The sequence below is a fragment of the Nonomuraea solani genome, from assembly GCF_900108335.1.
Lineage (GTDB): Bacteria > Actinomycetota > Actinomycetes > Streptosporangiales > Streptosporangiaceae > Nonomuraea > Nonomuraea solani.
The window spans coordinates 101,656-121,905 of sequence record NZ_FNVT01000014.1 but is presented as its reverse complement, the minus strand read 5'-3'; the positions used below and the strand labels follow the sequence as shown (position 1 = coordinate 121,905).

The following is a 20,250-nucleotide window of genomic DNA, read 5'->3' as shown; positions in this document are numbered from 1 at the left end:
ATGGACGCACGTAACATGCGCCGCAACCCGTACGTGCTCGACGACCTGCGGCCGGGCCTGGGGACGGGCCTCGTCGTCGTGCTGTGGCGCTGGCGGACCGAGATCGTGCTGTTCGCCCTGGCCGCCGCGGCGGTCGTGGTGATGGCGGGGGCGGCCGGCAAGGGCCTGTGGTGGGCGCCGATCGCGCTCGCGGGGAGCGTCTCCGTGCCCGCCACGCTGCCGGCGGGCCGCAAATGGATCGCGCGGCACTTCTGGTGCCTGTTCTCCCGGCACCGGCTGCAGCGGGTGTGCCTGGAGACGTCGATGCACACGCGAAAGGGCCGAATTCCGCTGGTCCTCTGGATAACGCCGACGGACCTCGGGGAAAGAGCTTTCATTCTGCTCCGGGCCGGGATTTGCGCCGAGGACTTCGAGGCGTTCGCCGGGGAAATCGCGGCGGCCTGCTACGCGACCGCGGTCCAGGTCGAGCGTCATCCGCGGCGGGCGCAGTTCGTCACGGTCGAGATCCTGCGGCGGGGCGTGGTGCTCGGGGCGGGCACCTGGGGCGACGGGACGCCCGACGCGGGACAACCGGTCGAGAAACTGGCCGGATAGCTCTTCAGGTGCGCGGGTCTTCTGGTGTGCGGGTCTTCTGGTGTGCGGGTCTTCTGGTGTGCGGGGCCCAAGCCACCCGGGCCTCGCGCCCGATCGAGCCTCAGGACGCCGAGGGCCCCGGGCCGCCCCGGCGCTCTGAGGCTCCGGCCGCCCGGACGGGAGCATCCGTCCGGGCGGCCGGCGTTCTCAGCAGGTGAATGTTCTCAGCAGGTGAATAGCGGGTCGAGGGGGTCGGCGTCGCAGAAGTCGATGCCCGCCCCGCCGGTCAGGGTGTCGTTGCCCATGACGTTGTCCCTGGCGAGCAGGCGGTCCGCGCCGTCGGCCCCGAACAGGGCGTCCGCCCCCGGACCGCCCACCAGCGTGTCGTCGGCCGCGTGGCCGATGAGCCGGTCGTCGCCGGCCTGGCCGAGCAGGAGGTTTCCGCTGATGTTGCCGATGAGCTCGTCGTTGAAGAAGGTGCCGGTGACGTTCTCCACGTCGTTGCCCAGGTTGTCCCCCTCCCCCGGCTCGCCGTCGCCAGGGTCGCCGTCCGCGGAGGCCCGTACGCCGACGCCGCGGGCCTGATAGGTCGCCTCGTCGGCGATCCCAGGCCCGCCCAGGACGTCGTCGGCCCCGTCCACCACCGCGTCCGCCGGGAACATGTCGTTACCACCTTCCCCGAACAGGTCGTCGTCGCCCGGCCCGCCGGTGATCCGGTCGTTGCCCCCGCCGCCGCGCAGCGAGTCCGCGCCGGGCCCGCCCAGGAGCCGGGACGGCAGGGTGGACCCGTTGGCGGCCTTGTCGTCGAGGTCGCCCACGTCCACCACGATGCCCGTGACGCCCGCGCAGGTCACGGTGTTGGCCGCGGTCTGCGCGCACCCCGCCCCCGCCGTGACCGGGTCGGCGGTGTCGGTGACCACCACGTCCCCGTTCGGCAGGGCGCCGATCGTGATCCTGTTGGCGATTCCGGCCTGCGCCGTGACCGTGAGGATGCCCCCCGACACCCCCGCCCCCGTGTTCGCGTGCGACGGCACGGCCAGCGCGACCTGCGCCGCCGCCGCCAGCCCGGCCACCACCGCGATGGCCCCGATCTTCCGCGTGCTGCCGCTGCCCATCTGCCGGTCCCCTTCGTGGATCCCCCGATGCCTCGCCGGCCCCCTGTCTCCCACCGCCGGCGTCCTTGCGAGCCAGTGGGCGCGCCGGAGCGGGCCGCGGAATAGGTCAAAATACGCACAAGCCGAATGGGCATGAAATTTCATGGCTTATCGGAAAGGGCGGGGCGGAATAGATTCGGTGGGAGGAACGGGGGGCCATGGGACCTGTGGTGATCACCGGCGGGTTCGGGCGCGTGGGCAGGCTGGTACGGCCCGCGCTGCTGGAGGCGTACCCGCTGCGCGTCGTGGATCGCACGCCCGGCGACACGCTGCCCGGCGAGGACGTCCTGATCGGCGACCTGAGCGAGCCCGGGACGGCGGAAGAGGCGCTGGCCGGCGCGTCCGGGCTCGTGCACCTGGCCGCCGACCCACGCACGGCCGCGGACTGGGAGGAGGTCTTCCGCGCCAACGTGGCGCTCACCCGCCGCGTCCTGGACGCCGCCGCCGCGCACGACGTGCCGCGGATCGTGCTGGCCAGCTCGGTGCACGCGATGGGCGAGTACAACCGGCCCGAGCACCGCCCGGTCGATCCCGCGTGGGAGCCGCGCCCCTGCTGCTCGTACGGCCTCAGCAAGGTGATCGTCGAAACCCAGGGCCGCCTGCACGCCGAGCTGACCGGCGCGTCCGTGGTGGGCCTGCGCCTCGGCGCGACCGGCTACTCCCTGGCCGAGGCGCGATACCTCGGCATGTGGCTGTCGGACCGCGACGCCGGCGCCCTGATGCTGGCCGCGCTGACGGCCGGCCCCGGGTGGAGCGTGCACTTCGGCATGTCGGCCAACACCCGGCGGCACTGGGACATCGCCTCGGCCAGGAAGCTCGGCTACGCGCCGCGGGACGACAGCGAGCCGTACGCCGCCACCGCCGGGCCGCCCACCGTCCCGATCTGCCGCATGTTCGCCGGCCCGGACGCCGGGTCCTCAGGCTGACTTCCTGCGGCGCTCACCGTCACGCCGGTCCCGGGGCACGAGGGTCGGGTTGACGTTGCCGAGCACCGTCTCGCGGGTGATCACGACGCGGGCCACGTCGTCCCGGCTCGGGACCTCGTACATGATGTTGAGCAGCACCTCCTCCAGGATCGCGCGGGCCGCCCTGGCGCCGGTGCGGCGCAGCAGCGCCTGCTCGGCCACGGCCGCCAGGGCGCCGTCGTCGAACTCCAGCTCCACCCCGTCGAGCTCGAACAGCCGCTGATACTGCTTGACCAGCGCGTTGCGCGGCTCGGTGAGCATCCGCGTCAGCGCCGCCTCGTCCAGCGGCCGCAGCGTCGTCACCACCGGCAGGCGGCCGGTGAGCTCGGGGATCAGCCCGTACTGCACCAGGTCCTGCGGCATCACCAGGGACAGCGGATCGTCGGCGGCGGCGCGCGGCGCGGCGCCGAACCCTGCGGAGCGGCGCGCGAGCCGCCGCTCGATGATCTCTTCCAGACCGGCGAACGCGCCGCCCGCGATGAACAGCACGTTCGTGGTGTCGAGCTGGAGAAAGTCCTGGTGGGGGTGCTTCCTGCCGCCCTGCGGCGGCACGGAGGCGACCGTGCCCTCCAGGATCGTCAGCAGCCCCTGCTGGACGCCCTCGCCGGAGACGTCGCGGGTGATCGACGGGTTGGCGCCCTTGCGGGCGATCTTGTCGATCTCGTCGATGTAGACGATGCCGGTCGCGGCCTTGTCCAGGTCCCAGCCGGCGGCCTGGACGAGCTTGAGCAGCAGGGTCTCGATGTCGTCGCCGACGTAGCCGGCCTCGGTGAGGGCGGTGGCGTCGGCGACGGCGAACGGCACGCCGAGCATCCGGGCGAGCGTCTGCACCAGGTGCGTCTTGCCGCTGCCCGTGGGGCCGAGCAGCAGGATGTTGGACTTGCCGAGCTCGACGTCCGCGCGCGAACGTACCCGCTTGTAGTGGTTGTAGACCGCCACCGACAGGGCCCGTTTGGCGTGGTCCTGGCCGATGACGTACCGGTCGAGGAAGTCGTGGATCTCGCGCGGCCGGGGCAGGGCCTCGGGGGCGCCGGCCGGTCCTTCCTCCTCCGCGACGAGCTCGTTGCACAGGCCCACACATTCGTCGCAGATGTAGACGGACGGCGGGCCCGCGATCAGCTTGCGCACGTCCTTCTGGCTCTTCCCGCAGAACGAGCAGAGCACCGCGTCACCGCCCTTGCCGGCGCGTGCCACGGGGGCTCAGCCGGCCCGGCGCGTGTGCACGGGCAGCGACGCCAGCCGCAGCGTGCCGGGATCCATCAGGTACGGCGCCTCCGCCGCGAGCGCGAGCCCCGGGAAGCGGCGCAGCACGGCCCCGATCGCCACCCCCGTCTGCACCCTGGCCAGCGACGCGCCCACGCAGAAGTGCGGCCCGTGCGAGAACCCGAGGTGCGGCACCGCCTGCTCCCGCGTGATGTCGAACGTGTCCGGCGCGTCGAAGACCCGGGGGTCCCGGTTGACGGCGGCCATCGAGGCGGAGACCGGCTCGCCCTTGCCGATGGCCACGCCGCCGATCTCCAGGTCCTCGCGGGGGAAGCGGGGCACGGTCAGCAGCGCGGGGCCGCACCAGCGGATCAGCTCCTCGACGGCGCGCGGCATGAGGGCGGGGTCGTCGCGCAGCGCCGCGAGCTGATCGGGGTGGGCGAACAGGGTCACGAGGGCGTTCGCGATGAGGTTGGTCGGGGTCTGGCCGGCCAGGACGAGCGTCCAGATCATGGTGACCAGTTCGGCGTCGTCGAGCCGGTCGCCGTCCTCCTCCATGACGCGGACGAGGTCGGAGACCAGCGCGCCGCCCCGTTCGGCCTGGGCGACCGCCGCCTTGGCTCCGTCGATGATCGCGGGGATGGCGTCGGCGAACGCCTGGCCGTGGCCGGTCAGCACGGCGGCGCCGTACTCGCGCCAGCGGGGGCGGTCGGCGTCGGGGATGCCCACCAGCTCGCAGATCACCTCGATCGGCAGCGGCTTGGCGAAGTGCGCCAGCAGGTCGACCGATCCGTCCGGCTCCGTCCGTTCCGGCAGTTCGTCGAGCAGCCGGTCGACGATCGCCTCCATCCGCGAGCCGAACGCGGCGGCCTTGCGCGGCGTGAAGGCGGGCGCGACCAGCCGGCGCAGGCGGGCGTGCTCGGGGCCGGTCATCTCGGCCATGCTCCGCATGTACGGGACGCAGTCCTCGGGCACGTCGGGCCGCATGAAACTACCGGTGTTGATCTCCAGTCGCGGGTCGCCCAGCATCGCCCTGGCCTCTTCGTGCCGCGTCACGACCCAGTACGGCCCGAACCCGGCCCCTGTCAGCCGCGCCACGGGCGACAACTCCCTGGCGGCGCCGTAAACGGTGAAGGGATCCCGCTGCACCGCCGGATCGGTCAGGTCGATCTCGGGGACGTCGGTCATGGCCGCTCCATTCAAATGATGTTGTCATCCGAATGGTCAAGGTATCTCGATTTCAGACCGCACGGCAACGCGGTGTCAGCCGTCGAACCGGATGACCACCCGCCGGTTCTTCGCCCGTCCCGCCGGGTCGTCCTTGCCGCCCTCGGTGTTGGGCGCGACGGGGTTCGCCTCGCCGTGGCCGGCGGCGACGACGCGGGGGGTGCCGCCGAGGATGCGGTCCAGCTCCTGTTTGACGCTCTCGGCGCGCCGCCGGGACAGGCCCAGGTTGTAGCCGGTGGCGCCCTTGGCGTCGGTGTAACCGTCGACGCGGACGGCGCCGGTGGCGCCGCGCAGCCGGTCCGCGATCGCGGTCAGGTGGCGGGCGGCGACCGGGGTCAGCGTGGCCTCGTCGAACGCGAACAGCACGTCGGACGAGATCGTGATCTTCTGCTGGAGCCCCTCCGTGGTGTCCGTCCGCAGCGGCTCGACGGTCAGCCGCAGGTCGAGCACGGCCTCCCGGAGGTTCTCGGCGGGCACCTCGGGGCCCATCAGCGCGGCCAGGACCGGCAACAGGGCCAGGATCCGCAAGCGCATCACGTCACCGGCACGTTCAGGAACGGCGGCTCGGCGCCGATGCTGACGTCCAGCTCGGTGACCTCGGGTCCCGGCGCGGGGAAGGTGTAGGTGCGCACGCTGGCCTCGCCCACCTTGATGATCCAGTACGGCGGCCGCAGCGGCCGGCCCGCCGAGTCGCGGACGATCAGGTAGCGCTTGAGCCTGACGGCGTCCACCAGGGTGATCGCCGACGGGCCCGCGCCGGTGAACTCCTCGACCGAGACGTAGGTGTCCGACTTCGACCGTGCGGTGATGGACAGCACCAGGTCGAGCAGCTTGCCGCGCCGTTTGAGCGCGAGCACCGACACCTCCGCGCTCAGCTCGGCGCCAGGTTTGAAGGTCGCGGTCGCGAGCGGTTCGGCTTCTGACCGCTGAGGGGCGCTCCCCTTTGGGCGCCCCTCAGCGGGCTTCTCCCCCGGGGCCGGGGCCGAAGCCGGGGCCGGGGCGGGCGGGGTCTGCCCGGTGGTGCGGCCGATTCCGGGAACGGCACAGGCCGCCACCGTGAGCGGCACCACCGCCGCGGCGATCCAGTCGCGAACGCGCATGACACCCTCCGAAGTCACCGGCCCGCCCCCACGGTAAGGAGGGACGGGCCGGGAGTTCGATGGACGAATACCGCCGCCGGGCCGGTACTTTTCCCTGGCGTTTTGAACCGATTCACGGCCGGAGGGAACCGGCAGGGGTGCCCGCGCTGTCCAAGTCATGGGCGACGTTCACGCCGGCGCCCAACCGCCTTTCGGTCGCCGAGCGACCCTGGCGCCCGCCGGCTGACGCCGCAGACGGCCCTTCCCGTCCGCGGGCGCGTGCTGAACGTCGCCCCCCGCCAACCCCGCTACGCGGACGCGGCGGCCAGATTGTCGTCGAGGACCCGGTTCAGGAACGCGTCCAGGTTGACGGCGGCCCGGGCGATCCGCTCCTCGGCCGTGAGCGTCTCGAACCGCTCCCCCGGCTCCGTCCGCTTCCTGCCGCGGACGTAGAGCGAGCAGGCCAGGTCCGCGCACATGTACGCCCCCACCGTGTTCCCCTGCCGCCCGGCGGCGCCGACCCGGGGCGCGGTGAACAGGGCGACCCCGGTGCCGGCGTGCGGCGTCACGCACACCGAGCACAGGGTGGACTTGGTGAAGCTCCTGCGCCGGTCCTGGCCCAGCCGCAGCGCGACCCCGAGGGGCTCGCCGTCGCGCTCGGCGACCAGGTAGGCGCGCTCGGGCGCCCCCGGATCGCGCCACCCCAGGAAGTCGAGATCGGGCCAGGGTGTCCCGGCCAGGTCGCGCGGCACACTGAGCCTGCGGGCCTCGCCCTTGGAGCAGTTGACGAAGCTGGCGCGCAGGCCGGATTCGGTGATGGGGTTCATGATCGCTTCCTTGTCATGGGGAGGCCTGCCAATGCCGCAGGGCGTTGTCGAGCGCGTCGAGGATCTTCGCCCAGGACGCGTCGGGATCCCGCGAGTGCCGGAAGCCGCCGCTCGCCTCCAGGGCGAAGAACCCCTGGTAGGTGCTGCGCAGCAGTCGGATGGCGTCGGTCATGTCCGGCTCGGGCAGCCCGTACGCGCTCAGATGCGCGTACGTGGTCGTCATGATCCGCTGATGCCCGGCGGACTCGGCGACGACGGCCGGCTCCACGGCCATCTGGGTGGCCTGGTAGCGGCCGGGCCGCGTCATGGCGAACGCGCGCCAGGCGTCGGCGAACGCGGTCAGCGACTCCTTGCCCGCCCGGCCCGCCGTGGCGTCGGTGAGCCGCTCGGCCAGCTCGCGGGCGGCCAGGACCGCCACCCGTACGCGCAGGTCCTGAAGGTTCTTGACGTGCGAGTACAGGCTCGCGTCCGCCACCCCGAAGCCGCGGGCCAGCGCGGACAGCGTGATGTTGTCGAACCCGACCTCGTCGGCCAGATCGGCGGCCGCCTCGGTCACCCGTTCGGCCGTCAGCCCCGCACGGGCCATGGGCACCTCCCCCTCGAAACCTAATAGGCATAATTTCTAACCTAGAGCCCCTAGGCTAGGCAAATCCTTTGCACAGGGCCGCGCCCGGCGTCTAAGGTTGCCGACCATGTCAGACGGCTGCGACTGCGGCGCGAGCGCCGGCCCGCTCGGCCTGTGCGTGGACTACTACCACGCGATCCTGGCCGAGGAGCAGGGCGATCCCTGGATGTACCCGTGGCACGGGCCCGTGGTGTGCGCGTACCTCCTGCAGCACCCCTCCCAGGCCCATGCGAAATACCTGGACGGCCAGTTCCGCCAGTTGCAGCTCTACGTGGACCAGGGGCTGGACGCGCTGCTGCGCGTGGCGGCGCACCAGGTGGCGCGCAACAACCACGCGGCGCGGTCGGGCTACGACCTGGCGCCGCTGGAGGCGTACGCGCCGCTGCCGCCGGGCGTTCCGGGGCGGTTCCGGGCGTCGTTCAGCGGGTTGCCGGTCAGGAACGGCAGTTTCGTCGCCGACGGGCACGCGGCCTACGGGCGCCACATCGAGGAGCTGGCCGCGGCGACCGTGGCGGGCTGGAAGGCCCTCACAGGGTCGTAGGGAGCACCGGGCGGCCGCGCACGCCGGGGTCGGCCGCGAAGAGGGCGCCCGCGTCCGGCTGTTCGGCGCGGTCCACGCCGAGGGCCGAGGTGGTGATGAACAGCCGGTCGAGGTTCTCGCCGCCGAACGTCACCGCCGTGACCTTCCGTACGGGCAGGCCGATGACGGCGTCGAGCCGTCCGCCGGCGTCGTACCGGTGCACGGCGCCGCCGCCCCACAGCGCCACCCACACGCCGCCCTCGGCGTCCACCGTCAGCCCGTCGGGCGCGCCCCGCCCGGGGTCGACGACGGCGAAGGGGCGCCGATCGGTGAGCCCGGCCTCGGGGTCGTAGTCGAGCACGTCGACGCGCCCGGTCGTGGTGTCGGCGTAGTAGGCCAGGCGGCCGTCCGGGCTGAAGTCGAAGCCGTTGGAGATCGTCACCCCGGGCAGCACCACGCGCAGCCCGCCATCGGGCCCGGCCACGTAGAACGAGCCGCGCCCCGGCCCCTCGTCGTAGGCCATGCTGCCGATGTAGAAGCGGCCGTCGGGGTCGCAGCCGCCGTCGTTCATCCGGATGGTGGAGTCGGTCCACGCCTCGCCCAGGGAGCGGAGCGGGGCGTCGAGGTCGTCGGAGTCGGCCAGCAGCAGCTCGCGCTCGGCCGCGACGAGGTAGCCGCCGGCGGCGCGGGGGCGGACGACGGCGGCCACCGCGCCCGCGTGGCGGCGGCGGACGGTGCCGCCGGCGTCGAGCGCGAGCACGTCACCGGCCAGCATGTCCACCCACCGCAGCCCGCCCCAGCGGCCGGACCACACGGGTCCCTCGCCGTGCTGGGCGACGGGGCCGGTCACGGTGTACGGGGCGATGGTCATGCCGCTGTCTCCTTGTGATCGCGAATGTCCTCTATTAGTACGCCACCGCGCACCAGGACGCGCGGCGCCGCAGGCAGCGGTCTGGCGGGCTGGAGCTGGGCGGTGACGAGGGCGGCCAGCACGATGATCGCGCCGAGGACTTGAAGGGCGGTGAGCTCCTGGCCGAGCACGGCCCAGCCGAGCGCGGTGGCGACGACGGGGCTGAGCAGGCCGAGGAAGGTGACCTTGGTGGCCGGCAGTTCCCGCAGCCCCCTGAACCACAGGGCGTAGGCGAGGGCCGCGCCGATGAGGGAGAGGTAGGCGTACCCGGCGAGGTTGACGGCGGTCAGCCCGGCCGGCGGCGCGCCTTCGGCGACGAGGGCCACGGGGAGCATGAGCACGCCACCGGCGACGAGCTGCCAGCCGGTGGTGGCCAGCAGCGGCGCGGGCGACTGCCAGCGCTTGCTCAGCACGACGCCGGTCGCCATGACGGCGGCGCCGCCGAGCGCCGCGGCCACGCCGATCGCGTCCAGGCGCGCGTCGGCGCGCAGCACGAGCAGCCCGACCCCGGCCACTCCGGCGACGGCGGCCAGCAGTGTCCGCGGCGTCAGGCGTTCGCCCAGCAGCCCGGCCGACAACATCGCGACCAGCAGCGGCTGCACGGCGCCGATGGTCGCGGCCACCCCGCCCGGCAGCCGATACGCCCCCACGAACAGCAACGCGAAGAACACCCCGATGTTCAGCGCCCCGAGCACCAGCGAGCGCCACCACCAGCTACCGCGCGGCACGCGCCGGGTGATGGCCACGAGGAGGAGCCCGGCGGGCAGGGCCCGGATCACGGCGGCCAGCAGCGGCCGGTCGGGCGGCAGCAGCTCGGTGGTGGCGAGGAAGGTGGTCCCCCAGATGGCGGGGGTCAGCGCGGTCACGAGGACGAGGCTCGTTCGATTGCTTAGCACTAAGACAAAGTAGCTCATCACTAAGCTACTTTTCCAGTGATGTACCTCACCGCTAAGACATCGATAGGCTGGGGTCGTGGCCGATCACGTCGATCTCGTACTGAGGCAATGGGGCGCCCAGCGTCCCGACCTGGACGTCTCGCCGATGGGGGTGCTCGGCCGGCTGTCGCGGCTGCAGCAGGTGGTGAGCGCGGAGCAACGCCGTACGTTCGCCGCCCACGGCCTGGACACCGCCTCGTTCGACGTCCTGGCCACGCTCCGCCGCAGCGACCCCCCGCACCGGCTGACGCCCAACGAGCTGATGCGCGCCTCCATGGTCACCTCGGGCGCGGTCACGCAGCGCCTCGACCGGCTGGAGTCGCGCGGCCTGGTGGTCCGCACGCCGAGCGAGTCCGACGGGCGGGGCGTGCACGTGACGCTCACCGAGGAGGGCCGCGCGCTCATCGATCGAGTGCTGCCCGATCACCTGGACACGGAGCAGCGGCTGCTGGCCGCGCTGCCCGAGGAGGAGCGGCAGGCCCTGGCGGGCACGCTACGCGTCCTGCTGGAGTCGCTCGGCGACACCACGTGATCTTGTCAGCGGCGGCGGGGCCGGCGCGCAGTGTTCGGACCGCGCCCCTGCTTGGGAGCCGTGGCCCGTTCCGCCCAGTGGGCGGGGCGGGTGAGTGAGGCGGGCAGGCGGGTGGTGGCGTCGCCTTGGGCGGCGTTGACCTGGGCCTGGGTGAGGAAGATGGCGCCGGTGAGGTCGGCGGCCGACAGGTCGGCGCCTCTGAGGTCGGCACCGATCAGGTCCGCCTGACGCAGATCGGCCCCGCGCAGGTCGGCCCCGATCAGGTAGGCCCCCCGCAGGTTGGCCGCGCGCAGGCCGGCCCCCTTGAGCCGGGCGCCGATCAGGTCGGCCCCCCTGCGTTCCTTGCCCTTGAGCCCGGCCCGCGCCAGCTCACTGGCCCGCAGCAGCAGGGCGTTGACCTGGGCCCGGTGCTCCGCCACGTCGACCTTCTCCAGCACGTCGGCGGGCTGCCGGGTGAGGTGGTCGGTCTCCGCCAGGGCCGCGTCCAGCTCGGCGTGGACGGGGGCGGCGGCCGGCAGGGCCAGCGCCTCCGCGAGATACCACAGCAGTTCGTGGAGCTGCCGCATGACCGGGAACACCGCGTACATCTGCCGGGCCGTGCCGGGCGCCTCCCGCCAGCTACGGCCCTCGAACGTGACCTGCGAGACCTTCTGACCGGCGCCGAAGCAGTCGAACACCGTGCAGCCGGGGAAGCCGCGCTGCCGCAACTGCTGGTGGATGGAGCAGCGGAAGTCTTCGCGCAGGTTGTGGCAGGGCTTCCCGGCGTCCTTGTCGACCGCGAAGTCGGCCGAGGCCGAGAACGGCAGCGCGACACAGCACAGCCCGAAGCAGCTCTCACAGTCGGCCAGCAGGCCGAGCTCGCGCGGGTTCGTTCCTGGCAACGCGCTGGTCTCCTCGGAAATGACGAAAGGGGGCAGGTCAAGGGTACTCAAGAATGGACGTACGGCGTCGTCGTGGTCAGCGGCGCGAACCCCAGCCGCGCCAGGATCGGGCGGCTCTCGCTGGAGGCGTCCACCTGCAGGTAGTCGTAGCCCTGGGCGATGGCCTGCCTGGCCCGGTACGCCACCAGGGCCCGGTAGATCCCCCTGCCCCGCCACTCCGGCACGGTGCCGCCGCCCCACAGGCTCGCGAACCGCGTGCCGGGGTGCGGGTCGACGCGGGCCGAGCTGACGGGCACGTCTCCGGCCATGGCGACGACGGCCATGAGGGTGCCGTCGGCGAGCTGGTCGAGCAGCCGCCGCCCGAGCCGGTCGGCGCTCTCGCCGAAGGCCCGCTCATGTGCCCGCATCGCCAGCTTCACCCCGTCCTCGTCACTCACCGGAACCAGCCGCACTCCGTCGATGGCGGACGGCTCGGACGGCTCGGATGGCTCGCCCGCGATGCCGGCGGCCTCGGCCACCATGAGGGTCTCCGGCGGTTCGGCGGTGAAGCCGGCCGCCAGGAGACGGCGGCCGAGGTCGGCGGGCCGGTCGTGGGCGTACAGCTTCCACTCGAACTCCAGCCCCAGCTCGCCGAAGTAGCGCACCTGCTCGGCGATGGCCGCGTCCGCGTCGCCGGCGTCGAGGTCCGACCAGACGACGCCGTTCCAGGCGTGCGCGGGCCCGACCTGCCGCACCACGGCCCCGGCCCGCTCGACCCTGGCACCCGGGCCGTCGGGGCGGGCCCCAAGCCGTAGCTGCCGGTCGAACAGGGCGAGGACCTCGTCAGAATTCATCGGGCCACCTCAGCACCGCGCGGGCCGCCGTGCAACCGGATTTATCCGCCGAAGCGCCGCTGCCGGGCCGCGAAGCTGCGCAGCGCGCGCAGGAAGTCGATCTCGCGGAACGCGGGCCAGTACGCCTCGCAGAAGTACAGCTCGGAGTAGGCCGACTGCCAGAGCAGGAAGTTCGACAGCCGCTGCTCGCCGCTGGTGCGGATGACCAGGTCGGGGTCGGGCTGGCCGGCGGTGTACAGGTGGGGGGCGATGTCGTCCTCGGTCAGGGTGGCGGCCAGATCGCGCATGGACTGGCCGGACTCGGCCCGCTCGTACAGCAGTTCGCGCAGGGCGTCGATGACCTCCTGGCGGCCGCCGTACCCGATGGCGAGGGTGAGGTGGAACCCGGTCGTACAGGTGCGCGTCGCCTCGACGGCGCTCTTGAGCGCGCGGGCCGTGGTGTCGGGCAGGATGTCGAGCAGGCCCGCGACGTGCACCCGCCAGCGGGCGTCCGGCCGGTCGAACCGGTCGGCGACCATCCGCTCGATCACCCCCAGCAGGTAGGCCACCTCCTCGTCGCCGCGCCGCTGCAGGTTCTCCGTCGAGCACAGGAACACCGTCACGTGCTGGATGCCCAGGCCCTCGCACCAGGACAGCACGTTCTCGATGTGCTCGGCGCCGTACTTGTGGCCGATGCTCGGGTTGGGCAGTCCGCGCTGCCTGGCCCAGCGCCGGTTGCCGTCCATGATGAGGCCGACGTGCCGGGGCAGCGGCCCGGCCGCCGCGAGGTTGCGGCGCAGGCGCCGGGCGTACAGGGAATGAAGGAGGTCAGTCGTGGGCACCCGTCAAGGATGGCGCGGATGGGGTGCCGGAATCTGATCTTTCATGATTTTCGACGGTGGTTCACTGGTCGGTCAGGGCGAGTTTGGCGCCCATCGCGACGAACGCCGCCCCGAAGCCGCGCCGCATCCAGGTCAGAACCTTGGGCCGGGAGATGACGTGGTTCCTGACGGCGGCGGCGAACAGGCCGTACCCGGCGAAGACCACGAACGTCAGCGCCATGAACACGGCGCCGAGTTCGAGCATGCGGGCCAGGGCGGCCGGTTCGCCGGTGCTGACGAACTGCGGCAGGAACGCGAAGAAGAAGATCGACAGCTTGGGGTTGAGGATGTTGATCAGTACGCCGTCGGCGATCACCCTGAGCGCGGGGCGGGGGGCGGTGTCCCGCTCGACGCTGAGGCCGCCGCGCTCGCGCAGGGTGCTCCAGGCCATGTAGAGCAGGTACGCCACGCCCGCGTACTTGATCACCTGGAAGGCGACGGCGCTGGTGTGCAGCAGGGTGGCCAGGCCGGTGACGGCGGCCGCCATGTGCGGCACGATGCCCAGCGTGCAGCCGGACGCGGCCACCACGCCCGCCCTTCCTCCGCGTGACAGCCCGGCCGCCAGCGTGTAGAGCACGCCGGTGCCCGGGGTGATGACGATCACGAGGGTGGTCAGCAGGAACTCGATGCTCACGGCCGGCGGCCTTTCGGAGGGGGTGGGGTCCTCCGAAAGGCAATCACTCCTCGCGTTCTATGTCAATCGACGTTGGTTTTAGTGGGCCAGCCATCTCCCCATTCGACGTCTCTGGCCTGGCGGTAGAGGTCGCCCTGCCGTTTGGAGACGGTCTCGTCGCGGAGGCCGCCGGTCTCCGTGCAGAGGCGCAGCGCGACCACGCCCTTGCGTTTCTGCGGGTGGCGCAGGACGCGGGCCTCTGGACGGGGCCGGGGTGCGGGGGTGGCGGCCACGTACGAGAACTTCTCGTCCTCGAAGCTGAGGGTGCCCGCCTTGATGCGGCGGTGCAGGGCCGTTCTGGGGAGCCGTACGGAGAAGTGGCACCAGTCGCGGCCCGGCTGGATCGGGCAGGCGCCGTCGTGCGGGCAGGGGGCGACGATGGTCATCCCCTGACTCCTCAGGACGTCCCTGGCCTGGGCGATGGTGGCGTAGCCGGCCGGGGTGCCGGGCTCGACGATGAGGACCATCGCGGCGTCCTGGGCCAGCCAGCGGACCACCTTCGGGCGTTCCGGCTCAGGGAGCTCGCCCAGGGCGTACGACATGGTGACCAGGTCGGCGGGAGGCCGGTCGAGGGCGGCGGTGATGGACGCCTGCCGCCAGGTCGTACCGCGCAGGGCCGCCGTGTCGCGGACCAGGCGTTTGCCCAGGTCGATGATGTGCGGATCGTGTTCGATCACGGTGATCTTCTCAATGGACGGCCAGATCCGGCTCGCCGCCCAGATGGCCGCGCCCGTGCCGCCGCCGGCGTCGAGGTGGGAGCGCGGCTCGAAGCCGGGGGTGAGCGCCGCGGCCTGGCGCATCGCCGTGGCGGCGGCGGCGTGGGTGGCGGGCATGCGGTAGGCGGCGTAGGCGGCGATGTCGGCCCGGGAGCGCAGGTGGTTGCCGCCGGTGGAGATGCCGGTGCGGTAGCGCTCCGTCAACTGGGCCACGGAGCCGGCCAGCTCCTGCGGGGAGAAGCGGGCCAGGGCCTGGTCGAGGGCGGATCTGAGGTCATCGGGGAGCATGGCGGAATTCACCTGGTGTGGGGTTCGGGCATGACGGGGTCGGGAAATGCCGGCGCCGGCCCGCTGAGGGGCGCGCGGGCATGGGGGCACGCGAAAGGGATCCTCGAAAGGACAGGGGAAACGGTCGGTTAGGCGAGCGACCGCTTCAGACGTGAAGCATCGCCCGCCGGCGCGAGCCCGACGGCGATCGGATCAGGACGTGAAGCGTCCTCGCCTGGAAGCGGCGGCTGAATCCTTGTCGAGGCGCATGCGAACCCCCATCTATCGCGCGATATCAACCCAGCACATTATCAACCATCCGGGGAGTTTCAGCGGCTATCCGCCGCCTGGCATCCGTTGCGGAAGAGGCGCCAGAACGCCAGGGCCGCCTCGTCCGTACCGGCCCGCGGCCGGCTCGCCACCCAGTGCGCGATCACGCCGACCAGGGCGCCGGACAGGTAGGCGGCGTGCAACTCCGCGGGTACGTCGTCCCAGCCGGACGGCCGTAACCCGGCGGTGAAGCGGCCGGACAGTTCGACGGTGAGGCGTTCGCGCATGCGGGCGGCGAAGCGGGCGCTGCCGTGGGGGCCGAGCATCCGGGCGTACATGGTGGCGTTGGCGGCCACGTGCTCGAACAGCTCGCCGAGCGGTTCGGGGGCCCGGTGGCGGGGGGCGTCGAGGGGGCAAAGGGCGGCCGCGCGGGCGACCGCGGCGACGGCGTCCTCCATGGCGTCGGTGACCAGGGAGTCGACGTCGGGGTAGTGCAGGTAGACCGTGGCCCGGTTCACCTCGGCGCGCTTGGCCAGCGCGGACACGGTGATGGTGGCGAGCTCCTGCCGGGCGGCCAGGTCGAGCACGGCCGCCTTGAGCCGGGCGCGCGTGCGCTGGGCGCGGGGGTCATCCGGGTTCACGCCGCCACTATACGACAAGCGCCGCTTATGCGACATCTGTTGACTAATCAACATTTGTCGCATACTTTGCTGGCATGCGTATCGAGATCTGGGCGGACGTCGTCTGCGGGTGGGCCCACATCGGCAAGCGGCGGCTGGAGAAGGCGCTGGCGTCCTGGGAGGGCGAGCCGGTCGAGGTGGTCTGGCGGCCGTACCAGATCGATCCCTCCGCGCCCGCGCGGGCGGTGCCGATGGAGCGGATGCTGCGGGACCCGATGGTGGACGAGGCGCTGCGCACCTGCTCGCCGGGCCTGTCCCCCACGGAGAACCGGGCCCGGGTGGCCGAGATCGCCGCCGCGGAGGGCCTCGGGCCGCAGTGGGGCTCCGGATGGCGGGCCGGGACGCTGGAGGCGCACCGGCTGATCGCGCTGGCGTACGAGAAGGGCGGCGCCGAGCTGCAGGACCAGGTGGTGGACAGGGTGCTGCGCGCCCACTTCGTCGACTTCCTGGACATCAGCGACCTCGGCGTCCTGACGGACATCGCCACGGACGCGGGGCTGGCCGAGGAGGCCGGCTACACCACCGCGCCCGATCCGGCCCGGCAGACGCTCCCGGGAGCGGACCTCGTGCGGGAGCTGCTGCTCACGGGCAAGGCCAAGGGTGTACGCACCTCGCCCACGATCGTGGCCGGCAACCTGGCGCTGGAGGGCGCCCAGTCACCGGAGACGATCAGGGAGTTTCTGGAGGACGCGAGCCGGCGCACGCCGCGCCGCCTGCCCGCCGAGGTGACCCGGCTGCGCCACGCCGAGTCGCTGCTCGACCTGCGCGACCCCCTGGGCGCCCTCACCCTGCTGCGGCCGCTGCTCCAGGAGCACGGGGACGATCGGGGTGTGCGGCTGCTGGCGGCGCGGGCGTATTTCGCCTCGGCGCAGCTCAACCGGGCGCGTACGGCGCTGGAGTCATTGGTGACCGAGGTCCCCGACGACTCCTACGCCCGCCACCTGCTCGGCCGCACGCTGCGCCGCCAGGGCCGGCACGAGGAGGCGGCCTCCCACCTCACCCTGGCCGCCGCCATGACCCCGGACTACGCGACCGGCTGATAGGCCTCATAGCGCCGGAGCCACACCGCCCGGATCTCCGGCGAATGGCGATCTTGTACGCAGAACTCGTTGCCCTCAGGATCGGCCATCACCACCCAGGCCCGGTCGTCGCCCTGGCCGACGTCGGCGCGGGTGGCTCCCAGCTTCTCCAGACGGGCGACCTCCGCGGACTGGTCATCGGGCCGCAGGTCGAAATGCAGGCGATTCTTGATCGTCTTGGACTCGGGCACCTTGATGAACAACAGGTCGGCCACCACGCAGTCTTCCCGGCTGCCTTCCGGTGGCTCGACCACCCATTCGGGATCCTCGTCCCGGCTGATCACCCAGTCCAGGGCCTCCGCCCAGAACCTGGCGACCCGTCCGGGATCATGGCAATCGACGATCAAGGCACCTATACGCAACCCCATGGCAGCACCGTAGGACCCCGCGAGCGCGGCCGTCGACAGGTTGTCCCGTGAACCTGATCGAGAGCACCGGCATATAGCAGGTGTGACCATGATGGACCGATCAATCCCCCCGGAGATCGAGATCGAGCAGAGCGACGCGTCGCTGATCGACCGCTCACTGCGCGAGCCGGAGATCTTCGCCCTCGTGTTCGACCGGCACGGAGCACAGGTACACCGCTATCTGGCGCGGCGGGCCGGGCCGGCGGACGCCGACGACCTGATGTCCGAGACCTTCCTGACGGCGTTCAAGCAGCGCGATCGTTTCACCTCCAGCCGGAGTCCCACCGGCGCGCTGCCGTGGCTTCTGGGCATCGCGACCAATCTGCTCCGCATGCACCAGCGGTCCGAGACCCGGCGCTGGGCCGCGTGGGCGCGTACCGGAGCCGACCCGGCGGTACCGGCGCCGGCCGATCAGGTGGCCGACCGGGTCGACGCGGAAGTCACCTTCCGGCTGATGGCCGGTGTGCTCGAAGAGCTGGCCGACGGTGATCGCGATGCCCTGCTGCTCTTCGCCTGGGCCGGGCTGACGTACGAGGAGATCGCCGCCGCCCTGGACGTTCCCACCGGAACCGTACGATCACGCCTCCACCGGGCCCGGCTCCGGCTGCGCACCGCGCTCTCCACCACCAACGACGACGGGAATCACGATCATGGATGAGATCAAGCTGCTGAGCGGCATGGGAACGGACATGCCGCCGGTGTCCGAGCGGGCTCAGGCCAGAACGAGATCCCTGCTGCTGGCCGCGGCGACGGACGAACGCGGCAGCGCGGCCGAAACGCCCCTGCGCTCTGCACCGCCCCTGTCGCCCACCCGCGCCGGCCGGTTCCGGTCCTGGACCCGGCGAAGGGTGAGGCTCGGCCTCGTCGCCACCGGGCTGGCCCTCTCCGCGGTGATCATCATCCCCTTGACGACCGGCACGGACGACCCCGCGCACGCGGCCTACCTGCTGACCAAGAACCCCGGCGGCACGATCACCATCACGATCAACCAGTTCACGGACGCCGAGAAGCTGGAGCGGGATCTGCGGGGGCTCGGGGTCGCCGCCGTCGTGGACTACGTGCCCGAGGGCAGGCGCTGCCAGGAACCGCGCGCCCGCTACCTGGGCGCCGTCGTCAACCGCGTGGTACAGGGGAACGCGGGCGCGAGCTTCACGCTTCACCCGGAGGCGATCGAGGCCGGCCAGACCCTGGTGGCCACGGCGACGTTCAACGATCCTGCCAACGCCGACTCGGGCTCGGCGATCGGCTTCGAACTGGCGGAAGGCCCGGTCGCGCCCTGCACCCAGCTCGACACCGGCCTCCCCCGTACGGGGGGATAAGGGCCTGGCCTTTCACGCCTTCGAGGGATCCCGCCCGGTCGGCGTCCCGCGACAACGGTCCTGACGGCCTCGACCGGGTGGTGCCGAACGCGGTCACCGGTGTCCTCGGGACCGATCTGGACTCCGGAGGAGAGCCGGTCTTCCTCACCAGGCCGGCCGTGACCTTGCCGATCCGTCTGAGGGAGAGATGGCCACGGGCCTTCCTCGGCCGGGCCGACTCGTCGGTACCGGTCAGCCGTGGCCGCCGGGCTGGGCCTGCTCTGGTTCTCTTCGGCGTTGGGCGTGGTCTTCCTGACTACCGCCCAACGGAACGGTGGCGGCGGCGCAGATCCACCGTGGCGAGGCACAGCAGCACGGCCCAGACGGCACAGTACGCGCCGAAGATCGCGCCGCCGCGATCGGTGAGCACCGCGCCGCCGAGCATCCCGGCCGCTCCGACGGCGGCCACGGCCGTGCAGAGCCAGTGCGCCGCCAGCGTCACCCGGTACGTCCACCGCCCCCGGAACCGGAACCGCCCGGCCAGCAGGATCGCCATGATCAGCACCCCTGACCCGGCGTTGGCCCACTGAGCCGACGCCACCTCACCCGGCCCGTAGGTCAGGTAGCCGTCCGGGGACACCTTCGGCCCGCCCGTGACCCCCAGCCGTTCCTCCAGGGCGAAGACGACCTTCGACGCCACGTACAGTCCGGTCCACGCGATCCCCGCGTCAGCGATTTTCACACCATCGACCTTGCCGACCGGTTCGCCCGCCCGGCTCCCCCGTACAGGGGAGATGTCTCCCCCGGAAGAGCGTGAACGGCCCGGGGTGCGGCGTCAGGCGCGCACGGCCGTGTCCTGGGACGAGGGGCGGGGGTAGCCGGCGCGGGTGTCCTTGGCGCGGAGCGTGTGCAGGTCGGCGCGGGACAGGGTGGCCGTGAACAGGCCGGGGAGGGCGGTGGCCTGGGTGAGGCGGGTGCCGTCCGGGTGCCAGGCGCCGCTGCCGCCGCAGGAGACCCAGCCCGGCCCGGTTCCGGCGTGGTTGGCGGCGATGGCGTACATGCGGTGGTCCATCGCCCGCGCGCCGAAGTGCAGGTCCAGCCGCCGTGCCTCCTCCAGCGTGTACAGGACCGAGCCGGCGTAGACCTCGGCACCGCTACGGGCCGCGCGTTCGGCGTGGGCGGGGACGCCGGCGTCGTAGCAGATGGCGAGGGCGACCTGCCAGCCGTCCACGTCGAGCAGCCCGTCCTGGTCGCCGGGCCGGAAGAGGTCGCGCTCGCGGCCGTGCAGGTGCCGCTTGCCGTAGGTGTGGACGGTCCCGTCGGGGCGCAGGGCCAGAGAGGCGATCCAGGGCGTGCCGTCCGCCCGGCGACAGGCCGCGCCCAGCACCGTCGTCACCCCGTGGTCGCGGGCGGCCCGCCGGACGACGTCGAGGCGCGGGTCGTCCTCGGTCACCCAGACACCCGGGTCGTCGTCGGTCGCTCGGGCGGCTGGAGTGTCGAAAAGGTCGAGGTCGTAGCCGGTCAGGGACAGCTCGGGGAACAGCAGCAGCTTGGCGCCCGCGGCACCGGCCGCTGACACGAGGGCCGCCGCCGCCGCGGCGTTGGCGCGGACGTCGCCCGGCTGGGCGGACGTCTGAGCGACCGCCATGATCAGGGTCTCTTGGGACACGGCGGCATCGTAGCGAACCCGCCAACGCCTCCAAGGACACGGCCGTACCGTAGCGAACCCGCCAACG

Annotated in this window: 25 protein-coding genes; 7 read left to right on the top strand and 18 right to left on the bottom strand. The window is 72.4% G+C overall.

Annotation, left to right across the window (positions count from 1 at the left end):
* Positions 1 to 594 (top strand): hypothetical protein, encoded by a 594-nt coding sequence (locus C4V41_RS39015; protein WP_103961031.1) that lies wholly within the window; start codon positions 1 to 3, stop codon positions 592 to 594.
* A gap of 203 nt (positions 595 to 797) precedes the next feature.
* Here the strand turns inward: C4V41_RS39015 and C4V41_RS39010 are convergent, their stop codons facing one another.
* Positions 798 to 1,688, bottom strand: coding sequence for a calcium-binding protein (locus C4V41_RS39010; protein WP_103961030.1), 891 nt, complete (start codon positions 1,686 to 1,688; stop codon positions 798 to 800).
* A gap of 197 nt (positions 1,689 to 1,885) precedes the next feature.
* Here C4V41_RS39010 and C4V41_RS39005 point away from each other — a divergent pair, with 197 nt between their 5' ends.
* Positions 1,886 to 2,653, top strand: a complete 768-nt coding sequence (locus C4V41_RS39005) for an NAD-dependent epimerase/dehydratase family protein (RefSeq protein WP_103961029.1) — start codon at positions 1,886 to 1,888, stop codon at positions 2,651 to 2,653.
* Here the strand turns inward: C4V41_RS39005 and clpX are convergent.
* The 6 genes from clpX to C4V41_RS38975 all read right to left on the bottom strand — a co-directional run bounded on the left by clpX (position 2,645) and on the right by C4V41_RS38975 (position 7,614).
* Positions 2,645 to 3,886 (bottom strand): ATP-dependent Clp protease ATP-binding subunit ClpX, encoded by a 1,242-nt coding sequence (gene clpX, locus C4V41_RS39000; RefSeq protein WP_103961028.1) that lies wholly within the window; start codon positions 3,884 to 3,886, stop codon positions 2,645 to 2,647. The two genes, C4V41_RS39005 and clpX, sit on opposite strands and share 9 nt — an antisense overlap.
* 6 nt (positions 3,887 to 3,892) lie before the next feature.
* Positions 3,893 to 5,083 carry a cytochrome P450 family protein gene (locus C4V41_RS38995; RefSeq protein ID WP_103961027.1) on the bottom strand — a complete coding sequence of 397 codons (1,191 nt, stop codon included), beginning with the start codon at positions 5,081 to 5,083 and terminating at the stop codon, positions 3,893 to 3,895.
* Positions 5,084 to 5,158: 75 nt separating this feature from the next.
* Positions 5,159 to 5,656, bottom strand: a complete 498-nt coding sequence (locus C4V41_RS38990) for an OmpA family protein (protein ID WP_103961026.1) — start codon at positions 5,654 to 5,656, stop codon at positions 5,159 to 5,161.
* Positions 5,656 to 6,222, bottom strand: a complete 567-nt coding sequence (locus tag C4V41_RS38985) for a hypothetical protein (protein ID WP_103961025.1) — start codon at positions 6,220 to 6,222, stop codon at positions 5,656 to 5,658. The genes C4V41_RS38990 and C4V41_RS38985 overlap by 1 nt, the downstream gene beginning before the upstream one ends.
* Positions 6,223 to 6,509: 287 nt before the next feature.
* Entirely contained in the window at positions 6,510 to 7,028 is a 519-nt protein-coding gene (locus C4V41_RS38980; protein ID WP_103961024.1) for an FBP domain-containing protein, read from the bottom strand.
* 13 nt (positions 7,029 to 7,041) lie between these two features.
* A complete protein-coding gene (locus C4V41_RS38975; RefSeq protein WP_103961023.1) occupies positions 7,042 to 7,614 on the bottom strand; it encodes a TetR/AcrR family transcriptional regulator in 573 nt (190 codons plus the stop codon).
* Positions 7,615 to 7,720: 106 nt separating this feature from the next.
* Here C4V41_RS38975 and C4V41_RS38970 point away from each other — a divergent pair, with 106 nt between their 5' ends.
* Positions 7,721 to 8,194: a DUF5946 family protein gene (locus C4V41_RS38970; RefSeq protein ID WP_103961022.1), complete on the top strand. Its 474-nt coding sequence runs from the start codon at positions 7,721 to 7,723 to the stop codon at positions 8,192 to 8,194.
* On the opposite strand, the gene C4V41_RS38965 is transcribed toward C4V41_RS38970, so the two are convergent.
* Together C4V41_RS38965 and C4V41_RS38960 are read right to left on the bottom strand one after the other, a co-directional pair.
* Positions 8,181 to 9,044, bottom strand: a complete 864-nt coding sequence (locus C4V41_RS38965; RefSeq protein ID WP_103961021.1) for an SMP-30/gluconolactonase/LRE family protein — start codon at positions 9,042 to 9,044, stop codon at positions 8,181 to 8,183. The two genes, C4V41_RS38970 and C4V41_RS38965, sit on opposite strands and share 14 nt — an antisense overlap.
* Positions 9,041 to 9,949: an EamA family transporter gene (locus C4V41_RS38960; RefSeq protein ID WP_200824512.1), complete on the bottom strand. Its 909-nt coding sequence runs from the start codon at positions 9,947 to 9,949 to the stop codon at positions 9,041 to 9,043. The genes C4V41_RS38965 and C4V41_RS38960 overlap by 4 nt, the downstream gene beginning before the upstream one ends.
* Before the next feature lie 106 nt (positions 9,950 to 10,055).
* Here C4V41_RS38960 and C4V41_RS38955 point away from each other — a divergent pair, with 106 nt between their 5' ends.
* Positions 10,056 to 10,550: a MarR family winged helix-turn-helix transcriptional regulator gene (locus tag C4V41_RS38955; RefSeq protein WP_103961019.1), complete on the top strand. Its 495-nt coding sequence runs from the start codon at positions 10,056 to 10,058 to the stop codon at positions 10,548 to 10,550.
* A 5-nt stretch (positions 10,551 to 10,555) separates the two neighbouring features.
* Here C4V41_RS38955 and C4V41_RS38950 read toward each other — a convergent pair whose 3' ends face one another.
* The 6 genes from C4V41_RS38950 to C4V41_RS38925 all read right to left on the bottom strand — a co-directional run bounded on the left by C4V41_RS38950 (position 10,556) and on the right by C4V41_RS38925 (position 15,691).
* Positions 10,556 to 11,452, bottom strand: coding sequence for a pentapeptide repeat-containing protein (locus C4V41_RS38950; protein WP_407670134.1), 897 nt, complete (start codon positions 11,450 to 11,452; stop codon positions 10,556 to 10,558).
* A 26-nt stretch (positions 11,453 to 11,478) separates the two neighbouring features.
* Positions 11,479 to 12,264: a GNAT family N-acetyltransferase gene (locus C4V41_RS38945; RefSeq protein ID WP_103961017.1), complete on the bottom strand. Its 786-nt coding sequence runs from the start codon at positions 12,262 to 12,264 to the stop codon at positions 11,479 to 11,481.
* A 41-nt stretch (positions 12,265 to 12,305) separates the two neighbouring features.
* Positions 12,306 to 13,085 (bottom strand): polyprenyl diphosphate synthase, encoded by a 780-nt coding sequence (gene uppS / locus C4V41_RS38940; RefSeq protein WP_103961016.1) that lies wholly within the window; start codon positions 13,083 to 13,085, stop codon positions 12,306 to 12,308.
* Positions 13,086 to 13,146: 61 nt separating this feature from the next.
* Complete coding sequence (locus C4V41_RS38935; RefSeq protein ID WP_103961015.1) at positions 13,147 to 13,758, bottom strand: LysE family translocator; 612 nt, start codon at positions 13,756 to 13,758, stop codon at positions 13,147 to 13,149.
* A gap of 62 nt (positions 13,759 to 13,820) precedes the next feature.
* On the bottom strand, positions 13,821 to 14,801 hold the full coding sequence (locus C4V41_RS38930; protein ID WP_103961014.1) for a small ribosomal subunit Rsm22 family protein: 981 nt from the start codon (positions 14,799 to 14,801) through the stop codon (positions 13,821 to 13,823).
* Positions 14,802 to 15,109: 308 nt separating this feature from the next.
* Positions 15,110 to 15,691 carry a TetR/AcrR family transcriptional regulator gene (locus tag C4V41_RS38925; RefSeq protein WP_103961013.1) on the bottom strand — a complete coding sequence of 194 codons (582 nt, stop codon included), beginning with the start codon at positions 15,689 to 15,691 and terminating at the stop codon, positions 15,110 to 15,112.
* Positions 15,692 to 15,765: 74 nt separating this feature from the next.
* Between C4V41_RS38925 and C4V41_RS38920 the strand changes: the two genes are divergently transcribed.
* Entirely contained in the window at positions 15,766 to 16,770 is a 1,005-nt protein-coding gene (locus C4V41_RS38920) for a DsbA family protein (RefSeq protein WP_103961012.1), read from the top strand.
* On the opposite strand, the gene C4V41_RS38915 is transcribed toward C4V41_RS38920, so the two are convergent.
* Positions 16,755 to 17,177, bottom strand: a complete 423-nt coding sequence (locus tag C4V41_RS38915; RefSeq protein WP_103961011.1) for a VOC family protein — start codon at positions 17,175 to 17,177, stop codon at positions 16,755 to 16,757. The two genes, C4V41_RS38920 and C4V41_RS38915, sit on opposite strands and share 16 nt — an antisense overlap.
* Before the next feature lie 88 nt (positions 17,178 to 17,265).
* Here C4V41_RS38915 and C4V41_RS38910 point away from each other — a divergent pair, with 88 nt between their 5' ends.
* Together C4V41_RS38910 and C4V41_RS38905 are read left to right on the top strand one after the other, a co-directional pair.
* On the top strand, positions 17,266 to 17,874 hold the full coding sequence (locus C4V41_RS38910) for an RNA polymerase sigma factor (RefSeq protein ID WP_235030653.1): 609 nt from the start codon (positions 17,266 to 17,268) through the stop codon (positions 17,872 to 17,874).
* A complete protein-coding gene (locus C4V41_RS38905; RefSeq protein WP_103961010.1) occupies positions 17,867 to 18,535 on the top strand; it encodes a hypothetical protein in 669 nt (222 codons plus the stop codon). The genes C4V41_RS38910 and C4V41_RS38905 overlap by 8 nt, the downstream gene beginning before the upstream one ends.
* 295 nt (positions 18,536 to 18,830) lie before the next feature.
* On the opposite strand, the gene C4V41_RS38900 is transcribed toward C4V41_RS38905, so the two are convergent.
* Both C4V41_RS38900 and C4V41_RS38895 read right to left on the bottom strand, forming a co-directional pair.
* On the bottom strand, positions 18,831 to 19,256 hold the full coding sequence (locus C4V41_RS38900) for a hypothetical protein (RefSeq protein WP_103961009.1): 426 nt from the start codon (positions 19,254 to 19,256) through the stop codon (positions 18,831 to 18,833).
* A gap of 93 nt (positions 19,257 to 19,349) precedes the next feature.
* Positions 19,350 to 20,183 carry a carbon-nitrogen hydrolase family protein gene (locus tag C4V41_RS38895; protein WP_103961008.1) on the bottom strand — a complete coding sequence of 278 codons (834 nt, stop codon included), beginning with the start codon at positions 20,181 to 20,183 and terminating at the stop codon, positions 19,350 to 19,352.
* Positions 20,184 to 20,250 lie beyond the last annotated feature (67 nt).

Bases quoted from the DNA above. Each gene is read 5' to 3' on its own strand.
- C4V41_RS38975 (WP_103961023.1), bottom strand. From the start codon at position 7,614: ATGGCCCGTGCGGGGCTGACGGCCGAACGGGTGACCGAGGCGGCCGCC.
- C4V41_RS38920 (WP_103961012.1), top strand. From the start codon at position 15,766: ATGCGTATCGAGATCTGGGCGGACGTCGTCTGCGGGTGGGCCCACATC.
- C4V41_RS38965 (WP_103961021.1), bottom strand. From the start codon at position 9,044: ATGACCATCGCCCCGTACACCGTGACCGGCCCCGTCGCCCAGCACGGC.
- C4V41_RS38915 (WP_103961011.1), bottom strand. From the start codon at position 17,177: ATGGGGTTGCGTATAGGTGCCTTGATCGTCGATTGCCATGATCCCGGA.
- C4V41_RS38995 (WP_103961027.1), bottom strand. From the start codon at position 5,083: ATGACCGACGTCCCCGAGATCGACCTGACCGATCCGGCGGTGCAGCGG.
- C4V41_RS38945 (WP_103961017.1), bottom strand. From the start codon at position 12,264: ATGAATTCTGACGAGGTCCTCGCCCTGTTCGACCGGCAGCTACGGCTT.
- C4V41_RS38990 (WP_103961026.1), bottom strand. From the start codon at position 5,656: ATGCGCTTGCGGATCCTGGCCCTGTTGCCGGTCCTGGCCGCGCTGATG.
- C4V41_RS38980 (WP_103961024.1), bottom strand. From the start codon at position 7,028: ATGAACCCCATCACCGAATCCGGCCTGCGCGCCAGCTTCGTCAACTGC.
- C4V41_RS38985 (WP_103961025.1), bottom strand. From the start codon at position 6,222: ATGCGCGTTCGCGACTGGATCGCCGCGGCGGTGGTGCCGCTCACGGTG.
- C4V41_RS38910 (WP_235030653.1), top strand. From the start codon at position 17,266: ATGATGGACCGATCAATCCCCCCGGAGATCGAGATCGAGCAGAGCGAC.
- C4V41_RS39010 (WP_103961030.1), bottom strand. From the start codon at position 1,688: ATGGGCAGCGGCAGCACGCGGAAGATCGGGGCCATCGCGGTGGTGGCC.
- C4V41_RS39005 (WP_103961029.1), top strand. From the start codon at position 1,886: ATGGGACCTGTGGTGATCACCGGCGGGTTCGGGCGCGTGGGCAGGCTG.
- C4V41_RS38930 (WP_103961014.1), bottom strand. From the start codon at position 14,801: ATGCTCCCCGATGACCTCAGATCCGCCCTCGACCAGGCCCTGGCCCGC.
- C4V41_RS39015 (WP_103961031.1), top strand. From the start codon at position 1: ATGGACGCACGTAACATGCGCCGCAACCCGTACGTGCTCGACGACCTG.
- C4V41_RS38905 (WP_103961010.1), top strand. From the start codon at position 17,867: ATGGATGAGATCAAGCTGCTGAGCGGCATGGGAACGGACATGCCGCCG.
- C4V41_RS38970 (WP_103961022.1), top strand. From the start codon at position 7,721: ATGTCAGACGGCTGCGACTGCGGCGCGAGCGCCGGCCCGCTCGGCCTG.